The 15,941-nt window shown below is 57.1% G+C and carries 13 protein-coding genes; 3 read left to right on the forward strand and 10 right to left on the reverse strand.

What is annotated here, in order from left to right:
* Window positions 1-53: 53 nt before the first annotated feature.
* Window positions 54-1,322: a sensor domain-containing diguanylate cyclase gene (locus PCAR_RS17970; RefSeq protein ID WP_011342055.1), complete on the forward strand. Its 1,269-nt coding sequence runs from the start codon at window positions 54-56 to the stop codon at window positions 1,320-1,322.
* On the forward strand, window positions 1,316-2,263 hold the full coding sequence (locus PCAR_RS12550; RefSeq protein ID WP_148204344.1) for a hypothetical protein: 948 nt from the start codon (window positions 1,316-1,318) through the stop codon (window positions 2,261-2,263). Before PCAR_RS17970 ends, PCAR_RS12550 begins: the two co-directional genes overlap by 7 nt.
* Before the next feature lie 49 nt (window positions 2,264-2,312).
* Here PCAR_RS12550 and PCAR_RS17975 read toward each other — a convergent pair whose 3' ends face one another.
* From PCAR_RS17975 to PCAR_RS12595, 10 genes are all read right to left on the reverse strand, one after another.
* Complete coding sequence (locus tag PCAR_RS17975; RefSeq protein WP_011342057.1) at window positions 2,313-2,786, reverse strand: DUF2062 domain-containing protein; 474 nt, start codon at window positions 2,784-2,786, stop codon at window positions 2,313-2,315.
* The gene (locus tag PCAR_RS12560; RefSeq protein WP_011342058.1) at window positions 2,773-3,822 is read right to left on the reverse strand and encodes a prolipoprotein diacylglyceryl transferase family protein; all 1,050 of its coding nucleotides are present in this window, start codon (window positions 3,820-3,822) and stop codon (window positions 2,773-2,775) included. The genes PCAR_RS17975 and PCAR_RS12560 overlap by 14 nt, the downstream gene beginning before the upstream one ends.
* Window positions 3,823-3,841: 19 nt before the next feature.
* Complete coding sequence (locus tag PCAR_RS12565) at window positions 3,842-4,852, reverse strand: phosphatidylserine decarboxylase (RefSeq protein WP_011342059.1); 1,011 nt, start codon at window positions 4,850-4,852, stop codon at window positions 3,842-3,844.
* Between the two features lie 7 nt (window positions 4,853-4,859).
* The gene (locus tag PCAR_RS12570; RefSeq protein ID WP_011342060.1) at window positions 4,860-7,298 is read right to left on the reverse strand and encodes a hypothetical protein; all 2,439 of its coding nucleotides are present in this window, start codon (window positions 7,296-7,298) and stop codon (window positions 4,860-4,862) included.
* A 532-nt stretch (window positions 7,299-7,830) separates the two neighbouring features.
* Entirely contained in the window at window positions 7,831-8,901 is a 1,071-nt protein-coding gene (locus PCAR_RS19280) for a methyl-accepting chemotaxis protein (protein WP_425358614.1), read from the reverse strand.
* A gap of 1,266 nt (window positions 8,902-10,167) precedes the next feature.
* On the reverse strand, window positions 10,168-10,755 hold the full coding sequence (locus PCAR_RS12580; protein WP_011342062.1) for a phosphatase PAP2 family protein: 588 nt from the start codon (window positions 10,753-10,755) through the stop codon (window positions 10,168-10,170).
* Window positions 10,756-11,027: 272 nt separating this feature from the next.
* Window positions 11,028-12,209, reverse strand: coding sequence for a glycosyltransferase family 4 protein (locus tag PCAR_RS12585; RefSeq protein WP_011342063.1), 1,182 nt, complete (start codon window positions 12,207-12,209; stop codon window positions 11,028-11,030).
* Window positions 12,210-12,341: 132 nt separating this feature from the next.
* Complete coding sequence (locus PCAR_RS12590) at window positions 12,342-12,593, reverse strand: hypothetical protein (RefSeq protein WP_041531377.1); 252 nt, start codon at window positions 12,591-12,593, stop codon at window positions 12,342-12,344.
* 192 nt (window positions 12,594-12,785) lie between these two features.
* Window positions 12,786-12,962 carry a hypothetical protein gene (locus PCAR_RS18805; RefSeq protein ID WP_158447426.1) on the reverse strand — a complete coding sequence of 59 codons (177 nt, stop codon included), beginning with the start codon at window positions 12,960-12,962 and terminating at the stop codon, window positions 12,786-12,788.
* Window positions 12,953-14,776, reverse strand: coding sequence for a lysophospholipid acyltransferase family protein (locus tag PCAR_RS12595; protein WP_011342066.1), 1,824 nt, complete (start codon window positions 14,774-14,776; stop codon window positions 12,953-12,955). Before PCAR_RS12595 ends, PCAR_RS18805 begins: the two co-directional genes overlap by 10 nt.
* 261 nt (window positions 14,777-15,037) lie before the next feature.
* Between PCAR_RS12595 and PCAR_RS12600 the strand changes: the two genes are divergently transcribed.
* Window positions 15,038-15,868, forward strand: a complete 831-nt coding sequence (locus tag PCAR_RS12600) for a class II glutamine amidotransferase (RefSeq protein WP_011342067.1) — start codon at window positions 15,038-15,040, stop codon at window positions 15,866-15,868.
* The last annotated feature ends 73 nt before the right edge of the window (window positions 15,869-15,941 follow it).

Consider the following 15,941-nt stretch of genomic DNA (forward strand, 5'->3'; position numbering starts at 1 on the left):
CAAGGCAAGGTTCAGCCTAACGCCTTAAGAATTAAGCATAAATTTACCTGACAATGAAACAATCGAAACGCGGGAAAACTATAAAAGCGGGCAGAATAGGCAAACGGCTACTCATTGCCATTATCCTATTCAGTTCCGTAATCACGCTCTTCACTTCGGCGATTCAACTTTATATCGACTTCAATGACGACCTCGAACACATCCATATTCAGTTCGATCAAATCGAAAAACTGCATCTCAAGCCGTTAGCTGAAAACGTCTGGAGTTTTTACGATGAGATGATTATGGTCCAACTCCAGGCGTGGGTGGAACTTCCTGCAATCGAATACCTGGAAGTTAGCGTTGAAAATCACCGGGGCTGGAAGGCCGGCACCATTCCCCATGGTAAAACCATAGAGAAAAGCTTTAAACTGATCCATTCATCCCCCCACAGGCAAATCGATGTCGGCACCCTCCGGGTTATCGCCAGTCTGGATGAAACCTACCATTCCCTGATTAGGAAATGGGGAGTTATTCTGTCCACCAACATAATCAAAATATTCCTGGTGGCGTCGTTTATATTTTTCCTGTTTCATTTCCAGGTCACCCGGCATTTGCTCCACATTGCCAGTTTCACCAACGATTTGGACGTCAACAAATCCTTCATCCCGTTAAAACTGTCCAGAAAAGACCATCCAAACCGTGAGGACGAACTGGATAAGATTGTCCGGGCCATCAACAATCGGACCCAAACCCTGAAAAGCAATCAGGATTATCTTGAAGACAGAATCGCCGAACGCACCAAAGAACTGGAAACGCAGAAGAAAATCGCTGAAAACCTGGCACGCCTTGACCCGCTCACAGGCTTGAGTAACCGCCGGGCCTTTTTCGAATACGGGCTGCTGTTGGAAAATCAAATTGCACGCCACCATCACCATTTTTCGATCATCATGTTGGACATCGACCATTTCAAAAAAATAAACGACTGCTATGGCCATGAGATGGGGGACGAGGCCCTGAAAACCCTGGCCGAACACCTGAATGCCATTGTGCGCTCATCGGACATACTGGGGCGTCTGGGCGGGGAGGAGTTCGCGATCATCATGCCCCATGCCAGCTCAGAAGAGGCCGCCATAATGTCCGAAAGGCTTAAAACGGCCATTTCCAAGATTGTTCTGTCCGATAATGAACAAAGAATTCGGTTTACGGTCAGTTTTGGCATTGCCGAATGCAATGAAAAGATCACCTCTTTTCAGCAAGTCCTGAACAATGCCGACAAGGCCTTGTATCAAGCCAAAAATGAAGGCCGCAACACTTTTCGGATATATCAGGGCGAATGTTAGCCATGAGCCATACGAAAGTTATGAAGATGGCAGATACGACAATTGCCGGGAGTATGATGAATGCAGCCAATAAAAGACTCCTGGCGTGGATAAGGATCATGCTTTGCGTATGGTTGTTATTGCCTACAGTTTCTTTAGCATCGACCGTTGAAATCAAACTTCCCATTACATCCCGGAATAATCAAAGGGATGATTTTCAGATCGGCATGCTGAAACTGCTTCTCGAAAAAGCAGCCGTCGACTACAACATTACCCTGGCACCGGAAGTCTACAGTCAGGCACGCATCATCCATGAGTTGAAAACCGGAAGTGGCAGAATCAACCTTTACTGGATGGGAACCTCCGATGAACTGGAAAAAGATCTGCGACCCATTCGTTTTCCGGTTTACCGGGGGCTTTTGGGGTACCGGATTTTTATCATCAACAAGCGGGACCAGATCCGATTCGATGCGGTAAAAAGCCTGGAGGACCTTCAAAATTTCATCGGTATCCAGGGAATCGGATGGACCGACATTGCCCTCTTGGAACATGCCGGCTTACGACAGCTCACCAGTCGATACGCAAATATTTTCAAAATGATCGACGCCGGTGACCGCGTGGACTACTTCTCGAGAGGGATTAGCGAAGGCTATGTGGAGGTCAAGTCCCGCCAAAACAACTACCCCGACCTTGCCGTTGAAAAAAAACTCTTGCTTGTTTACCCGTTTGCCATGTTTTTTTTCACCAACAGAGAAAATACGGTCCTGGCCGAAATTCTGGAAAAGGGTTTTCACAAAGCCTACCGGGATGGAAGCTTTCATCAATTCTTCTATAACCACCCCCATATCAAGGAGATGTTCGAGCAAACCGATGTACCGAATCGTATTCGCATAGACATCCCCAATCCTTTCCTTCCCCCTAAAACAATGGCCATTCCCAAGCCATACTGGCACGGGTCATGATCTACACACCAATGGCTTGCCCCCTTTTCCCCTCCCTTTCCACAAAGAATCAAGGAACCGCCTCCGGCAACAGCCGATGCACCAGACGATACGCTCCCCACATCAGCAGCGGCGCCACAACCAGCCACACCGCCATTCCGCGCAGGTTAACCTGCCAGAACAGTCGGGCGCACAGCAACGGATCGGCCGCAAGGGTTTGCCGCAACCGGGCCAGCACATCGGGCTGTCCCGGCGCCAGCAGATACTGCCCAGCCGTGAGAAACGGAAATAACAGGGCCATCTGCAAGGGATAGACGGCATAGTTGCCCGCTTGCACCGCGGCTACAGGCAACCGCAGCGCAACGGCCAGCAGCAGGCAAATCAGGGTGGTACCCCACACCAGCGGCGCCAACCCCAGCGTGATCCCCAGCGCCAGCGCCCAGGCCAGACGACGGCGGGAATGCCCCTGCACCAACAGTCGCGCAAGGGTATTGCGCAAGGCCATCATTTTATGACGGAAATACAGGGCGTTAAATCCGATCATGGTGAACGAAAAAGCTCATGCGCGCGCCGGTCACCTGACTGCGGCCCATGCAGATAAAAACAAGCAGCCACAAGCCCTGCAAGGCCAGCAACACGCCCGGATGCCATAAACTATCCAATCCGGCGGCAATATCGGGCAGCGGAGCGGCGGAGCGGAACCATGCGGCCAGACCGATGGCGTAAGGCAGGATCAGCAAGCTGAGGATCTGGTAGACGGAAAGTCGCCCGCTGCCGCGCCAATCGGCGCGCAGGGTTTCCGACCAGGCGCGCCAGCCCTGGGTCACCAAGGCAGCGACCAGAAATGCTGCAGCGAAATGACCCGCCAGAAACAGGCCGCTGGTCAGCAGTCCGGTGCCGCAATAGACCATGGCGGTCAGAGCCTGCACCGGTAGCACCGGCTGGTTCTCCAGCCCGTCGGCATAGGCGATCTTTTTGGTATCGCCGCTAAACCGAAAATGCCAGCGACTGAACAGGCGTTGCACCCACGGCCGGCATTGAGCCAGCGGCTTGCCGTAGCAGCAGCCGAAACTGATGCAGGCCAGACGCCCCAGCCCTTCCCCGAAAGCATATCCCGTAGCCAGGGCCGCCAGAGTGGGCAGCATCGGTAACGGCGCCCCCGCCCCTGCGGGCAATAGCCGGTTGACCGTAGCGATGATCCAGGGCGCCAGCATGAAACCTACACATGCCGCCGCGCCGACGGAAAAGGTGTGGGCTTTGCCTTCGATCAGGGCGGCGAGGCCCTTGGCCGCCGCCAGGCACACGATCAGCAGGGTGACCGCCAGCAACAGGCTCGCCTGATGGGAAACGCCGATGCCGCCGAGCAGACTGAGAACCAGCATCACCGAGGCCAGGCACGCGGTTGCGGTCAGCAAGCCGTACCAGGTCAGATTGTGCCCCCGCCACTCGCCACTGACCACATCAAACCGCGGCACAGTGGCGGCAAACTGCCAGTGCCGGCCCGGCAGATAACGAAAACCCCAGAACAAAACCGCGCCGGTAGCCAGCGCCAGCATCGAAAGAAAAGACAGATTCGTCATCGACTCCCCCACTCGTAAGTTAAACGTCCGCCGGCATGGCGATGCGAGAGCGCACCTGCACTTCGGTTTCCACCAGCGAACGCCCGAATCCCTGAGAAAAACGACTCGATACCTGGCAACGGCCTTGATTGCGCAGCAGGTCTTCGTCAAACCGCACCCGACCGGTTTCGAAGATCAGCACGTCGGTGCTGCTGCCGGGCCTGAACAGGCTTTTGGGCCGTCCGCGCGTCACGCTCAGGCCGGAGCGCACCGGTATCGGATCGTTGTAGGCATGATCGCTGTAGCACTGCACCACTTCGCCGATCATCAGAGCCACCACCTCGATCATGGCAACCAGGCCGACACCGGTGCCACCGGGCACATCGGTATCGAACACCGTCACCACACGGCGATTTTTGGAATAGGGCGTCACCGCCTGCACCACCGCCTGCGGATTGCAGCTATGGAAAACGCCGTCCAGTTCGTAAAAATCGATGACGCGACCACATACCGGCGTGTGGTTATAGTGGTACTTGTCGGGCGTCAGGCGAAAAATGGCGTAATCGCCGCCGGCAAATACCTTTTGCCAGCGTATCCGGTCGCGTCCCAGCAGTTCCTCGAAATCGAAAAACTTGTCTTTGAGAAACAGCTGACCATTCTCGCGAAATGAACCGACCAACATGCGCGCATCGGCGGGGGAAAGGACCGCACGCGGCTCATCCGATACAGGTCGGCACTCCCAGTAGCGGATCTTGCGCTCGAAGACTTTGCGGGCCGTATCCAGCTGTTCGACCGGGTCGAGACACTCCCTCAGATCGAGCCCGGACTCCTGCAGAAAACCGCGATTGCCCAGTACCCGGCAGCCGAGGGCTAAATCGTAGTTGAACAGGGCCAGCGCCGCCGAACAACGCCCTCCGGTAAAGGCGCGGAACAGCCAGTGAGCGTGCTCTCGCAGCGGATGATAGAGAAATCGCACCAGGCGATCGCCGAACAGCTGTTCGGTGCGCACATTCCCGGTTTCCCGTTCAACGTATTGATGAGTAACCGCCATCGCGTTTTTATCCTTTGGAAAGCAGCTGCCCGGCGCGAGCAGCATCGTAGTGAGTGGATAGAACCAGCAGATGAATAAGCCGGCGCAATCCGTCGGCAGGCAGCTTGTCGGCCAGGCAGTCGCTCTTCACCGAGCGCAAAACTCCGCTGGCGGAATCATCGCCCAGCAATCCCCGCAAGGCTTGTCGCAAAGTCGCATCCCGGGCAGCCACACATTCAAGCTGGGCAAGATCCGCTTCCAGAGCGTGCAGTCCTTCCTTCAACTGATGAAGCCGCAAAGGACCACGATAGTAGTCTTCGGCGGCACGGTTGAAATCCTGCGCCGACACCGCCATGGGATCCAGCGCCCCCAGTTCCGACAAAATACCGTTGGTCAAACGACCGGCAGCGGAAAAAACACCGGGCAACTCCAGGCGCAGGCGTAAATCGCGCACCACCTCCCCGACGCCCAGAGCTTCGACCAACCCGGCACCATCCTCGGTGACAACGGTCAACAGAGCCCGCCGATAAGCATCCACCGATACGCTCAGGTAACCGGGATAACGGCGACTGGCCCGCAGGCCGTCGGTGTATCGCAAAATACGACGCAGCAATCGATTGCGGGTATGCTTGCGCACGTAGAAGCTCGGTATGCCCAAGGCCGTGCCGAAAAACATCTGGCGCCGCTCACTTTCGGTCACCGGGTCGTCCGGGATATGCCGATGATCGTAACAGCCCTGGGCCAGGTATTTGTAGGCCAAAGCCACAACCAGCGTCTGTAGACTTGCGGCCTTGCCCATATCCCGGGAGAACTCGGGGAACAGGCTATGCTGCCGGCCTTCGAACCCGCAGAACCCCATGGCATCGAACTGGCGCTGTTTGCAGGCCAGATACAGGGACATGCGCTCATCAAACACCCCCTGGGCTGCCAGATCGCGCTTCAGTTGCAACTGGCTTGCAGGAGAACCATCCAAAGCCGGATAACGATAGGTACTCAGCAACCAGACAGGGTAATCGATCAGGCGCAAGTCGGGTACATAATCACCCTTGAGCCGGAAGGCCCCGGCCACCATGCCATCGAGCCAGGGCGGTCCGAAGGGGGTTACCGAACGACCGAAAACCGACAGGTCGGCCTTTTTGCGCCACTGCTGCCATAACATGCGCAGGTGGGTATAATCGAGTTCATGCGCCAGGAAACCGAGGGCATTTTCGGGATGAAAATCGGCAAACCCCAGACGAGACGGCGCGGCACTGTAGCTGCCAACAAACAGCGGCATGAAATGCTCGACGATCTTGATGACCAGATCACCGAGTCGCTTCTCCTCGGCGGCGCCAAAATTATCCAGACCGGCGGCACGCAAAGCCGTCAAACGACGGCTGCCGAGAGTGATATGCACACCGTTGTTGGCGAGGCTGGTGTTGGACAAATTGGGCAGCACCACCAGGTTATTGAGGATAACCCCGGCGTCACGCAACTTGGCCACGGCATTAAGCCGGCTGCGACCAAGCACCTCGTGGCACAGATGCATGTAGCGATGCTTATCCTCGCCCCGGTCCCAGCCCGACAGGCAGGGGCTCATGAACAGGTCACGATACATGGCATCGGGGATCATATCGTTGAGTTGGCGTTGTCGCAGCGGAGGCTGTGGAGCGGCGTAGATCATGGCGCGCTGACCGTTGCTGCCAAGCTCGAATTGCCGATTGGCGTACTGCACCAGCAAATGGGTCAACGCAAAACGCTTGGCCGCTTCACGACCCAGCGCCTGCCCAAGGCCGCGTTTGGCGGGCAGCGGCACCACGAAAAAGGAAAAGGTTTCCGGAGAGGTGTTGTCATTGAGGAAATGATCCAGCAAGCGCATACCCATCTCACGCACCAGGGCGGGCAAAGGCTCCAACCCGCCGATGGCATCGGCCAAAGCCAGTTTCACCAGGTAACTGATGGGAACGCGGACATCTTCGCCCTGGCATCCGGCTACCCTGAAACGTGTATGGTCGCTGCGCAGACCGCTTCCGGGGCGACGCTTGTCGACCAGCAGGTCCCGCTTAAAAACGGCATCGGCCAGACTGTTGAGACTACTGCGGGGAAACTTTACCCAACTGTTCTCCCAAACTCCTTTATCATTATTCTCCAGCCATGCTGTCAATTCATCGCCCCGCTGCCGGGGGACATCACCGGACTGGGCCCGCCGCGCCATCTGAGCGAAAAAACCGGATTCCCTCACACTGCGAGGCAGATCGACCTGCTCCCCCGAACCGAACACGGCAGCCTGCAGCTCCGCTTCCGCACCGGCGGTAACATCGTCCCCGACAAACGGCAGGGTGGCCAGCAGGCTCTCGGCACTGGAACTGTCGATTCCCAACCGGGCCAACAGTTGATCGGGTGGCGTAACAGCCTTGTCTGAATTCAATCCGACCAAAGACTGTCCATCGATAACCCTCAGATTCGGTAACGGTTGCGCTACGGACATCGGCACCCCTTCCAGGAGCATATGATCAGGTAACTAAATCGCGTACGCTTTGACTTGCCGGGGACTCTACCCTGCGGAAATTAGCGAGGGGTTACAGGCGAGTTAATTCTTCATGGATGAATCGGTTCGGAACTTCGGAGGATGAAATACGTAGACTTTTGTAAGCTGTTGCATAAACCGTCGCTACTGAATTGGACAAGCGAATGCCGCTTTAGTGATGGCGTTATCCCCTTGTGACGCCGCCGGAACGGAGCAGCTGACGGGCGAAACAGGCGAACGACTGAGCGTAGCGAATCTTGTCCGCCCGCCCGTCGGTTGCGCAGTGCAGGGAACCCGCCGCAGGCGGGCCAGTAACGGGGTGTTTCTGCTTAAGAGTAAGGTGCCGGGCGGGGGCGCCACCCCGCGGTCCTGATGTCAGATCTCAGGGTAAAAAGCGGCAACGGCATTGCCATACACAAAGCCGGCCGCGAAAAATATTTTCGGAGCCGGCTTAGTGTTTTGCATAAAATCCTTGGTGAACACCCCGGACCGCTTACCCCGCGAGGGTGTGTCCATGCTCTGAGCCGGATAGCAGCAAGCGAATGTTGCCAGGCTTTTCAAAATTTTTGGTTAGCAGCCCAGCACCCTCCAGTTTAAAATTCTTGAGCATGCTGTGCAGTTCATCGGCCCAGCCTGCCAGCTGTTCGGCTGTAGCGGCAGCCTCGGTGGAGCTGGCGGCATTATTCTGGATGATACGGTCAATGCAACCGACCTCCTTATTAACATGGGCCAGTCGCTCGGCCTGAGCATCGGAGGCATCCGCAATATCGTCGGCAAGCTCCTTAACCTGAGCTACGCCCTGACCGATCTCCTGCAAAGCCTGATCGGTACCGGCCACAACCCTGGATCCGAGCTCCACCTTCTGCAGGGTATCCTGAATCATGCTGCCTGTCTCCGCTGCAGCCTTGGCGCTGCGCGCCGCCAGGTTGCGCACCTCTTCCGCCACCACGGCAAAACCTTTGCCGTGGCTGCCGGCCCGAGCCGCTTCAACCGAAGCATTGAGCGCCAGCAGATTGGTCTGGAAAGCGATTTCATCGATCATTTTAATGACCCTGGCGATATCCTGAGTCGCCTGACGGATCTGTTCCATGGCCGTGACCATGTCGTGCATCTGCTGCTGCCCGCTGCCGGCCGCCTGTGCCAAACGATCGGTCAGGTCGGTGGAGCGAACCGCCCGTTCGGCATTTTCCCTGGCCTGCCGGGCCGTGTCGCCCAGGTTACCGGTGATATCCTCGAGGGAAGAGGCCTGCTGGGTGCTGCCATGGGATAAGTCCTGACTGGCACGGGCTATTTCCGCGGCTCCGGCCGCGACCTGATCGCCGGCCTGCCGCATGCGGAGGACCAGACCGCTTAAGGCGGCATTGGCCTGATGCAGCGGCTCGCGAATGGGTCCTTGCGCCTTGAAGGTGAAATCGCCAACCGCCAGGAGGTCGAACGCCGTCATCACCTCATTGCGCATGTGGTCGGCAAAAGTATCGAGGGCTCGGGCCATCTGCCCCAGTTCGTCCTGGCGCGTCAAACCCAGACGACGATCAAGTCGACCGTTTTCAAGGTCGAGGATCATCTCCACCGTTTGATGTAAAGGACGGGTAATGCTGCGGGTAATACTCCAACCGGCCAGGGCGGCCAACACCATGACGATCACGGTTATGAGCAGATTACCACGCTGCAGGCTGACCAGTTTACGGGAAACGCTCTCCTCCCGGGAAAGCAGCACAGAAGCCGAATCGGTCAGAGCCTTGGCCTTGGCAGTGCTCAGACCGTCAAGCTGTTCCTGCAAGCGGGAAAGTGCATCCAAAGCCTGCCTGGAGGCCTGTTTGACCTCATGGTTGAGCAAACCGACAACGGTTTGCTGAGATTGCAGAATCTGCCCTTCGACGGCAAGCACCCGGTCGAGGTCGACGGACATGGACTTGACGGTCGTAGGAAAGACGTCGCGATACAGCAGCCGCGCTTTTTCCCATTGACTTTCCATGGTCAAACCGGCCAGCTCATAGGATGCATCCCACAATCGGGCATTGCTCGGCGCCGCTTTATCGACTGCTTCGGCCAGCACCGGAAATTCGCCGGCAAAGCGCTGATAAACCGGCCCGGCACGAAATTCTTCCAGTGGCGTATCGGTCAGTTCCTCGTACAGTAGTTCGCTGACGCCGCTTTTGATGAACAGCATGTTGGCAACCTTGAGGACCCAGTATAACTGGGTGCGTTTGATCCCTTCGAGGGCCTCGGCGAGGCCTTCATGACGCGGTTGCCAATGCGCACGGATCTGCCCGTCAACCGCCTTCAAGGTGTCATGGGCCTGTTGCAGTTCCAGAACCGCCGCTTCCGCCTCGGGCAGATACGCCCCCATGTCCGCCAGCATATCCCCGGCAAGCAACTGCTCCAACGCATCAGGCTGCTCTTCAGGAAACAGCGTGGCATGCTCGGCATTGTTCAGAACGGCACCGCGCAGCCCGTTCAAGCGGGCGGTAACATCGGCCCGCGTTTCCTTAAGCGCCGTTGCCCAGGCATCAAGGGCTGCGGCCTCGACCTGCGCCTGGGATGCGTTGCGTAAAGCGTCGCCGAGTTGGCGATGCGCCTCGTTCAGGTCGCGCGTTCCCCACCAGGTCATGGCGAACATCAATCCCACCAGAGCCATCACGGCAACAAATCCGCAGGCCAGACGTTTTCCAATCGTTAACTGCATTTGACTCTCCTGTTTTCCAACCGTAAATACACAGGTGTCTCTTCGGAAAATCCGAACAAGCACCGACAAAAAAATGAAATATGAGCGCCTGCCTTACAAGGTTTGCGGGTTCGATGCTCGCAGGCAAAGCACCGTAAAAGAGGCTCAGAACACCGCAGCTGCGCTGGTAAACCAGCCGAGCCAGGCCCAGGCAACCAAACGACCCAACAGCGTACCGAGCAGGCCGCCGACCAGCACGTCCGTCGGATAGTGAGCCCCCAGATAAACCCGGGACAGTCCGATCAGAACGGCCGAAGTCAACAGCAGCGGCACCAAAGCCGGCAGCAGCCCCCCCAGGCTGCCGTACATGGCAAAGGCGGTCAGTGTGTGGCCGGACGGAAAGGAAAACCGATCCGGTGGCAGGACCAGACAGGACAGGTCGGTCCAGCTTTCAAACGGACGTGGCCGCCGGATAAGACGTTTCAAGAGACTGAAAACACCGATGGCCAACAAAGCGGCAAAAGCGGCAGCGGCCACGGCAGAGCGCTCCGCAGGGCCACCGAGAAGCAACAGACTGACGCCGACGCCCCCCCACAAAGGCCCATCGCCCAGCCGACTGACAAGCTTGAAAGCCGCAGTGACCCAGCGAAGATCCCGCAGCCAATACAGCCGACGCATCAGGGCGGCTTCCAGTGGCGTAACGTAATGGGCGTAACCGGCAACCAACCTCTTGTGAACGACGGGACCGGACATAAGCACTCCTCTCTGACCTGAAAGTAGGGATATCCAGAGGCGGACCACGTATTTGGTGTAAACGCTAGGCAGGTAGGATTCTTTAATTATGAGATGTTTGTTAGGATTGTGTTTTGAAGCGAAAAGCAGGGACAAATCGTCGGGTAGATATAAACCGTAGCTGCAAAGCCGGGCATATCAGGAAACGTACACACCACTGCAGGAATGGACCACACTGGCTTAAAGCCGAACATGGATTGTAGCAGGGAAATTAAACGGCGTTTTTCCACTAATCAGTGTTCAGGATTTTGGCCTTCATATCCGGAACGCCCTTTCCCGCTATGGACTCGGGGCACAACATCCCGATACTGCTCACGAACCTGCTCCAGAATATGAGGCCAGCTCTGCGTTTCGGCATAGCTGCGGGCCATGCGGCTCATATGCTGCCGCTGTTGCGTCATGATTGTCATACGGGCCATGGCTGCTGCCAAAGCGCCGGCGGTCTGATCCTGAATAACCAGCCCGGTCTCCCCGTGACGGATGACGTCACGCGGCCCCGCAACATCGAAACCGATCACGGGTAACCCGGAGGCCATGGCTTCCAACATGACGTTACCGAAGGTATCGGTTATCGATGGAAAGACAAATAGATCACCGGCGGCGTAGCAACGCGCGAGATCCTCGCCCCAGCGATAGCCGGCAAACACCACGCCGGCCGGCGCCTTTGCCTCCAGATTGCTCCGCAAAGGCCCGTCACCAATCAACAGCAACCGGTCGGGACCATCGGCTGGCCGGTGCCGCCAGGCTTCCATAAGCAAGGGGAGGTTCTTTTCCGCGGCCAGACGGCCGGTATAAACGGCCACCACTTCGTTGTCGCCGATCCCCAGTTCGCGGCGCACGGAAACACTGCGCCGGGCCGTATCGAACAAGCGGGGATCGACTCCCCGTCCCCATACCCCGACACGTTCAAAACCGCGCTGAACAAGCATGTCGCGGGTCGTCGACGTAGGACACAAGGTGGCGGAAGTGGCGTTATGAAACCAGCGCAGATAACGCCAGGCCACGGCTTCAAGCCAGCCGAGCCGATAAGAGTCCAGATACTGCGGAAAGTTGGTGTGGTAGGAACTCACCACCGGCAATCCGAGTTGCCTGCAGACTCGTAACGCCGTCCAGCCCAGAGGACCTTCAGTGGCGATGTGTACAACATGGGGAGCAAAGTCCTGCAACGCACGCCGCAAGCGACGGGCCGCCACCAGCGGCAGACAAATCTCCTTGTAAAAAGGCAGTCGCAGCCCGCGCCACGAGCGACGCTCCACGCCTTGAGGATCCTCACTCTCGACGTTATAATCCGGGACCATAAGCTGCAGCTGGTCGCCGCGCTGCAGACAATGAGCGACCAACCTCTCCAGGGTACGCGATACCCCATTGATTTGCGGCATGTAGGTTTCGGAGATCAGGGTCACGCGTAAAGACATGCAAACATCCGTTAAACCAGAAAGGGAAAGCTGCAAACAAGGGTCACTTTGCCATAGCGGGCGGCAACAAGTAACCCCACGGACCACTAGTTAGTGTGCATCCGGAAACTCAGGATGCACACTGCGTAGTTTTCATAAGGGAAACGAGTGATTTTTCCCAAGGTCAAGAAAATCGAGCTCTTGCGCGGAGGCGTAGTTTTTACGCCGCACAAGCAAGTGGGAAGATTGACGCAGAGATTGGGGAAAAGGATCGTTTCCGGATGAAAACCAGTTATCCCCATAGAGCTGCTGCAATCGCCGAGCGGTTTTAAGCGCCGAACGATAATTGACATAGCCAATCGCGCATAAACCCGCCAACAACAAAAAACCGTAGAGAAATGCCATAACACCACCTTTCTGCACTCTACCGAACGCATTAGTATCTCAAACATAAACGGGCCGTATTAGGGCAGGGTTCAGATCGGATGTGATCTCAATAAAACAAAGAAGACCAATGCGAGTTGCCTGGTTCCGCCAAAGGTGGTAACTACGCCGTTTCGCCCCCCTCAAATCCTGGGGCCTGAAGCGGATTGGCATTCATTTCTGCAAAGATAAACACCTCTGTTCAAGCCGTCGCACCTGACGCTGCAGCCGCTGCAGACGTCCCTCTGTGCGTCTGGCATGCCAGTGTCTCTCGAGCATACGCCAGCCGTCCTGTAGCCTCTGCTTTACATGCAGGTTCACCACCATGGCAAGGATATCCATCAGGCACACAACGCCTCCCGTTGACTGCTTAGCAGCCGCTGATAGGTGAAGAAGGCCTCGGCCTCTTCACGTCCCATGTAACGCTGGATGGTTTTCCGATCGGTCTGCAACAGATCGACCAGGATTAATCCGTCCAGCACATCGCTGAATTGCGGGTCGCGATTGAAAGTAAGCAGTTTGCCCCCCAGATTCAGGTAATGCCGCAGCAAAACCGGTATGCCTTTTTGCTGCACTTCGATATCGGCCACCAGCGGTGCCACCTGATCCATGCTGCCGCAAAAGGTGCGGGCCAGTTCCCCGCTGCAGCCGCGAATACGCGCCTTGGCGTGAAACGGTAGCCGAGGTTTTACCAGGCGTGAGAGTTGCGGCAACGGCAACTCGGCCTGCAGGGTGCCGGCAATCAGGCGCCGGGACAAATCGCTATAATCGCGGGAGATACTGACCGGGCCGAACAACACCCGGTATTGAGGGTTCTTGACCACAAAGCGGCCGATGCCTTTCCACAGCAGCAACAAGGGGGAGTAGCTTTTCTGGTACTCGGGCCGCACAAAGGAACGTCCCAGCTCCAATGCCGGACCTATGGCATCGAACAGGCGACGCCGAAATTTGAACAGGGTATGGGTATAGAGCCCCTGCTTGCCGAAACGTTTCAGCAGCGTATCGCAGCAGCCGACACGGTAGGCGCCGACCAACTCCTGTCGTTCGCTATGCCACAGGAACAGATGCAGGTAATCCTGATCGAAACGGTCCAGATCAAAGGAGCGCCCCGTACCCTCCCCTACGGCCCGGAAGGTCAGTTCTCGCAAACGACCGATCTCCAGCAACAGATAAGGAATCTGGCCGGCTTCAGCCTGCCACACCTGCATGGGACCGTTCCGAACCAGCAGCTGCCCTTGAGGTAAGCGGGATACTTCAGCGGCCACCAGCTCTGTTGGCTGAGGCGAAATAACGGTCATCGGCTCGATATCGGTGGAGGGATTCAAAGGCCCCCCGACAGAATCGGCGGCGCCCAGAAGGTAGCTTCGCAGACGCAGGTAATCGATCCGTTCCCGATCGTCGGCGCACTGTTCCAATCGCGACCAGGGGATGAGACGACCGCCGCGGAAACGGACGGGACGCCCTTTATGCGCCAACAGCATGCGCCCCAGCAGCAATGTGCGTAGCCGCGGATGCATCAGCCCCGCCAGCTGGAATACCATGCCGTTGCGACCCGGAATATATACAGGGAGCACAGGAGCCCGGCAGTGACGAATCAAAGCCCCCACCGAAACCTGCCAGGGAGGATCGGCCACTTCGCGGCGCTGCAGCTGCAAGTGGGATACTTCGCCGGCCGGAAAGATCAGCAGCAAACCGCCATCGCGCACATGACGGATGGCCTGGCGCAGAGGACCGATATTGACACCGGTGCCTTGCGCGCCGCCCAAAATGCCGACCCCGATGAGGGCTTCGCGCAATTGGGGAATACGCTCCAGCAGACTGTTGGCCAGCACCTTGGTATCCGGACGCATTCGGCGCAGCGCCTCGAGCATGACCAACCCCTCGACCGCGCCGAAAGGATGATTGGCCACGACAATGGCCGGACCCTGGCATGGGACCGGTTCCAGCCCCTCCCCCTCCGGCTCTCCCGTTACCTGCAGTTGCTCGAGCGCCGCCCGGCAAAAATCCTCGGGAGAGTCCCCGGCAGGCAACTGCCGATAAATATCCCGGCATTGCCGCACGCCGAGCAAACGTTCCAGCGGAGACATCACAACCTTTTTGACCAGAGGGTTTTGAGCCAGGGGCCAGGGAATATCGAAAGGATCGTACTGATTTTGCTGCGTCATCGCGTTTGCCTCCTGCCGTGGAAAATCGAAATCATGGGGAGACTAGCGCAGTGAAATTAGGGACAGGTTACAGAGGGGTTAATTTTTCATGGACATGCAGCGTCATGTGTCGTTCATACTTTGTTTCTGAAGAGAACCGAGCCGGTATGCTGTTTTCACATGGGTTGATTTGGTAAGATAAGATATCCCGCAGGGGATAGAAAAGAAGCCTCGATCTCGCGCCATAAATCTCGACCGCATGATGACCGAAAGGCCCTCTCCATGTGCCAATTACTCGGAATGAACTGCAATGTACCGACCGATATCTGTTTTTCCTTTACCGGTTTCCGACAACGCGGCGGCTCCACCGATGTGCATTCCGATGGTTGGGGTATCGCATTTTTCGAGGGCAAGGGCGTACGGCTATTTGTCGATCCGCAAGCCTCGGCCGAATCGACCATCGCTGAACTGGTGCGCAGCTATCCCATCCATTCCCTGAATGTGGTGGCCCATATCCGTAAAGCCACTCAAGGGGTGACCAGCCTGGAAAACACCCATCCGTTCATGCGTGAATTGTGGGGGCGCTACTGGCTGTTCGCTCACAACGGCAATCTGCCTCACTTCCAACCGCAGCTGGACGGCAGTTATGTCCCGGTCGGCAACACCGACAGCGAACAAACCTTCTGCTGGATGCTGCAAAGCCTGCGACAACGCTTCGGCACAGATGCACCATCACGGCAGGAACTGTTTGACGCCCTGGGCGAACTGAGCCTGCCACTGGCCGGCATGGGAATATTCAACTTTCTGCTATCCAACGGCGATTGTCTGGTGGCTCATTGCTCGACCGAGTTAAGCTACATCATTCGGCGAGCACCTTTTGCCGAGGCGCATCTCAAAGATCAGGATATCAGCATCGATTTCAGGCAGGTCACAACTCCCGAGGATCGGGTTGCGATCATCGCAACGCAACCTCTGACCGACAACGAACCGTGGGTCAACATGCGGCCGGGCACCCTGTGGATGTTCCATGATGGCGAGGTGGTCGGCCAGCAAAACACGGTCCCCAGCCCGTTCAAGTCATTGGCTGAAATGCTCGATACAGAGAGGACATGAATGTTGATTTTAGTAAAGATGCGGGATGCGCGGAGGGCATTTTCGCCAGGGGTGCCAGCCGGGGCCGGTGGTG

This window comes from Syntrophotalea carbinolica DSM 2380, assembly GCF_000012885.1.
In the GTDB taxonomy this organism is placed as follows: domain Bacteria; phylum Desulfobacterota; class Desulfuromonadia; order Desulfuromonadales; family Syntrophotaleaceae; genus Syntrophotalea; species Syntrophotalea carbinolica.

Excerpts from the sequence above, each read along its gene's own strand:
- PCAR_RS12565 (WP_011342059.1), bottom strand. The coding sequence starts at position 4,852 with ATGGCGGTTACTCATCAATACGTTGAACGGGAAACCGGGAATGTGCGC.
- PCAR_RS12595 (WP_011342066.1), bottom strand. The coding sequence starts at position 14,776 with ATGACGCAGCAAAATCAGTACGATCCTTTCGATATTCCCTGGCCCCTG.
- PCAR_RS12600 (WP_011342067.1), top strand. The coding sequence starts at position 15,038 with ATGTGCCAATTACTCGGAATGAACTGCAATGTACCGACCGATATCTGT.
- PCAR_RS12590 (WP_041531377.1), bottom strand. The coding sequence starts at position 12,593 with ATGGCATTTCTCTACGGTTTTTTGTTGTTGGCGGGTTTATGCGCGATT.
- PCAR_RS12570 (WP_011342060.1), bottom strand. The coding sequence starts at position 7,298 with ATGTCCGTAGCGCAACCGTTACCGAATCTGAGGGTTATCGATGGACAG.
- PCAR_RS12560 (WP_011342058.1), bottom strand. The coding sequence starts at position 3,822 with ATGACGAATCTGTCTTTTCTTTCGATGCTGGCGCTGGCTACCGGCGCG.
- PCAR_RS12580 (WP_011342062.1), bottom strand. The coding sequence starts at position 10,755 with ATGTCCGGTCCCGTCGTTCACAAGAGGTTGGTTGCCGGTTACGCCCAT.
- PCAR_RS17970 (WP_011342055.1), top strand. The coding sequence starts at position 54 with ATGAAACAATCGAAACGCGGGAAAACTATAAAAGCGGGCAGAATAGGC.
- PCAR_RS17975 (WP_011342057.1), bottom strand. The coding sequence starts at position 2,786 with ATGATCGGATTTAACGCCCTGTATTTCCGTCATAAAATGATGGCCTTG.
- PCAR_RS12585 (WP_011342063.1), bottom strand. The coding sequence starts at position 12,209 with ATGTCTTTACGCGTGACCCTGATCTCCGAAACCTACATGCCGCAAATC.
- PCAR_RS12550 (WP_148204344.1), top strand. The coding sequence starts at position 1,316 with ATGTTAGCCATGAGCCATACGAAAGTTATGAAGATGGCAGATACGACA.
- PCAR_RS19280 (WP_425358614.1), bottom strand. The coding sequence starts at position 8,901 with ATGATCCTCGACCTTGAAAACGGTCGACTTGATCGTCGTCTGGGTTTG.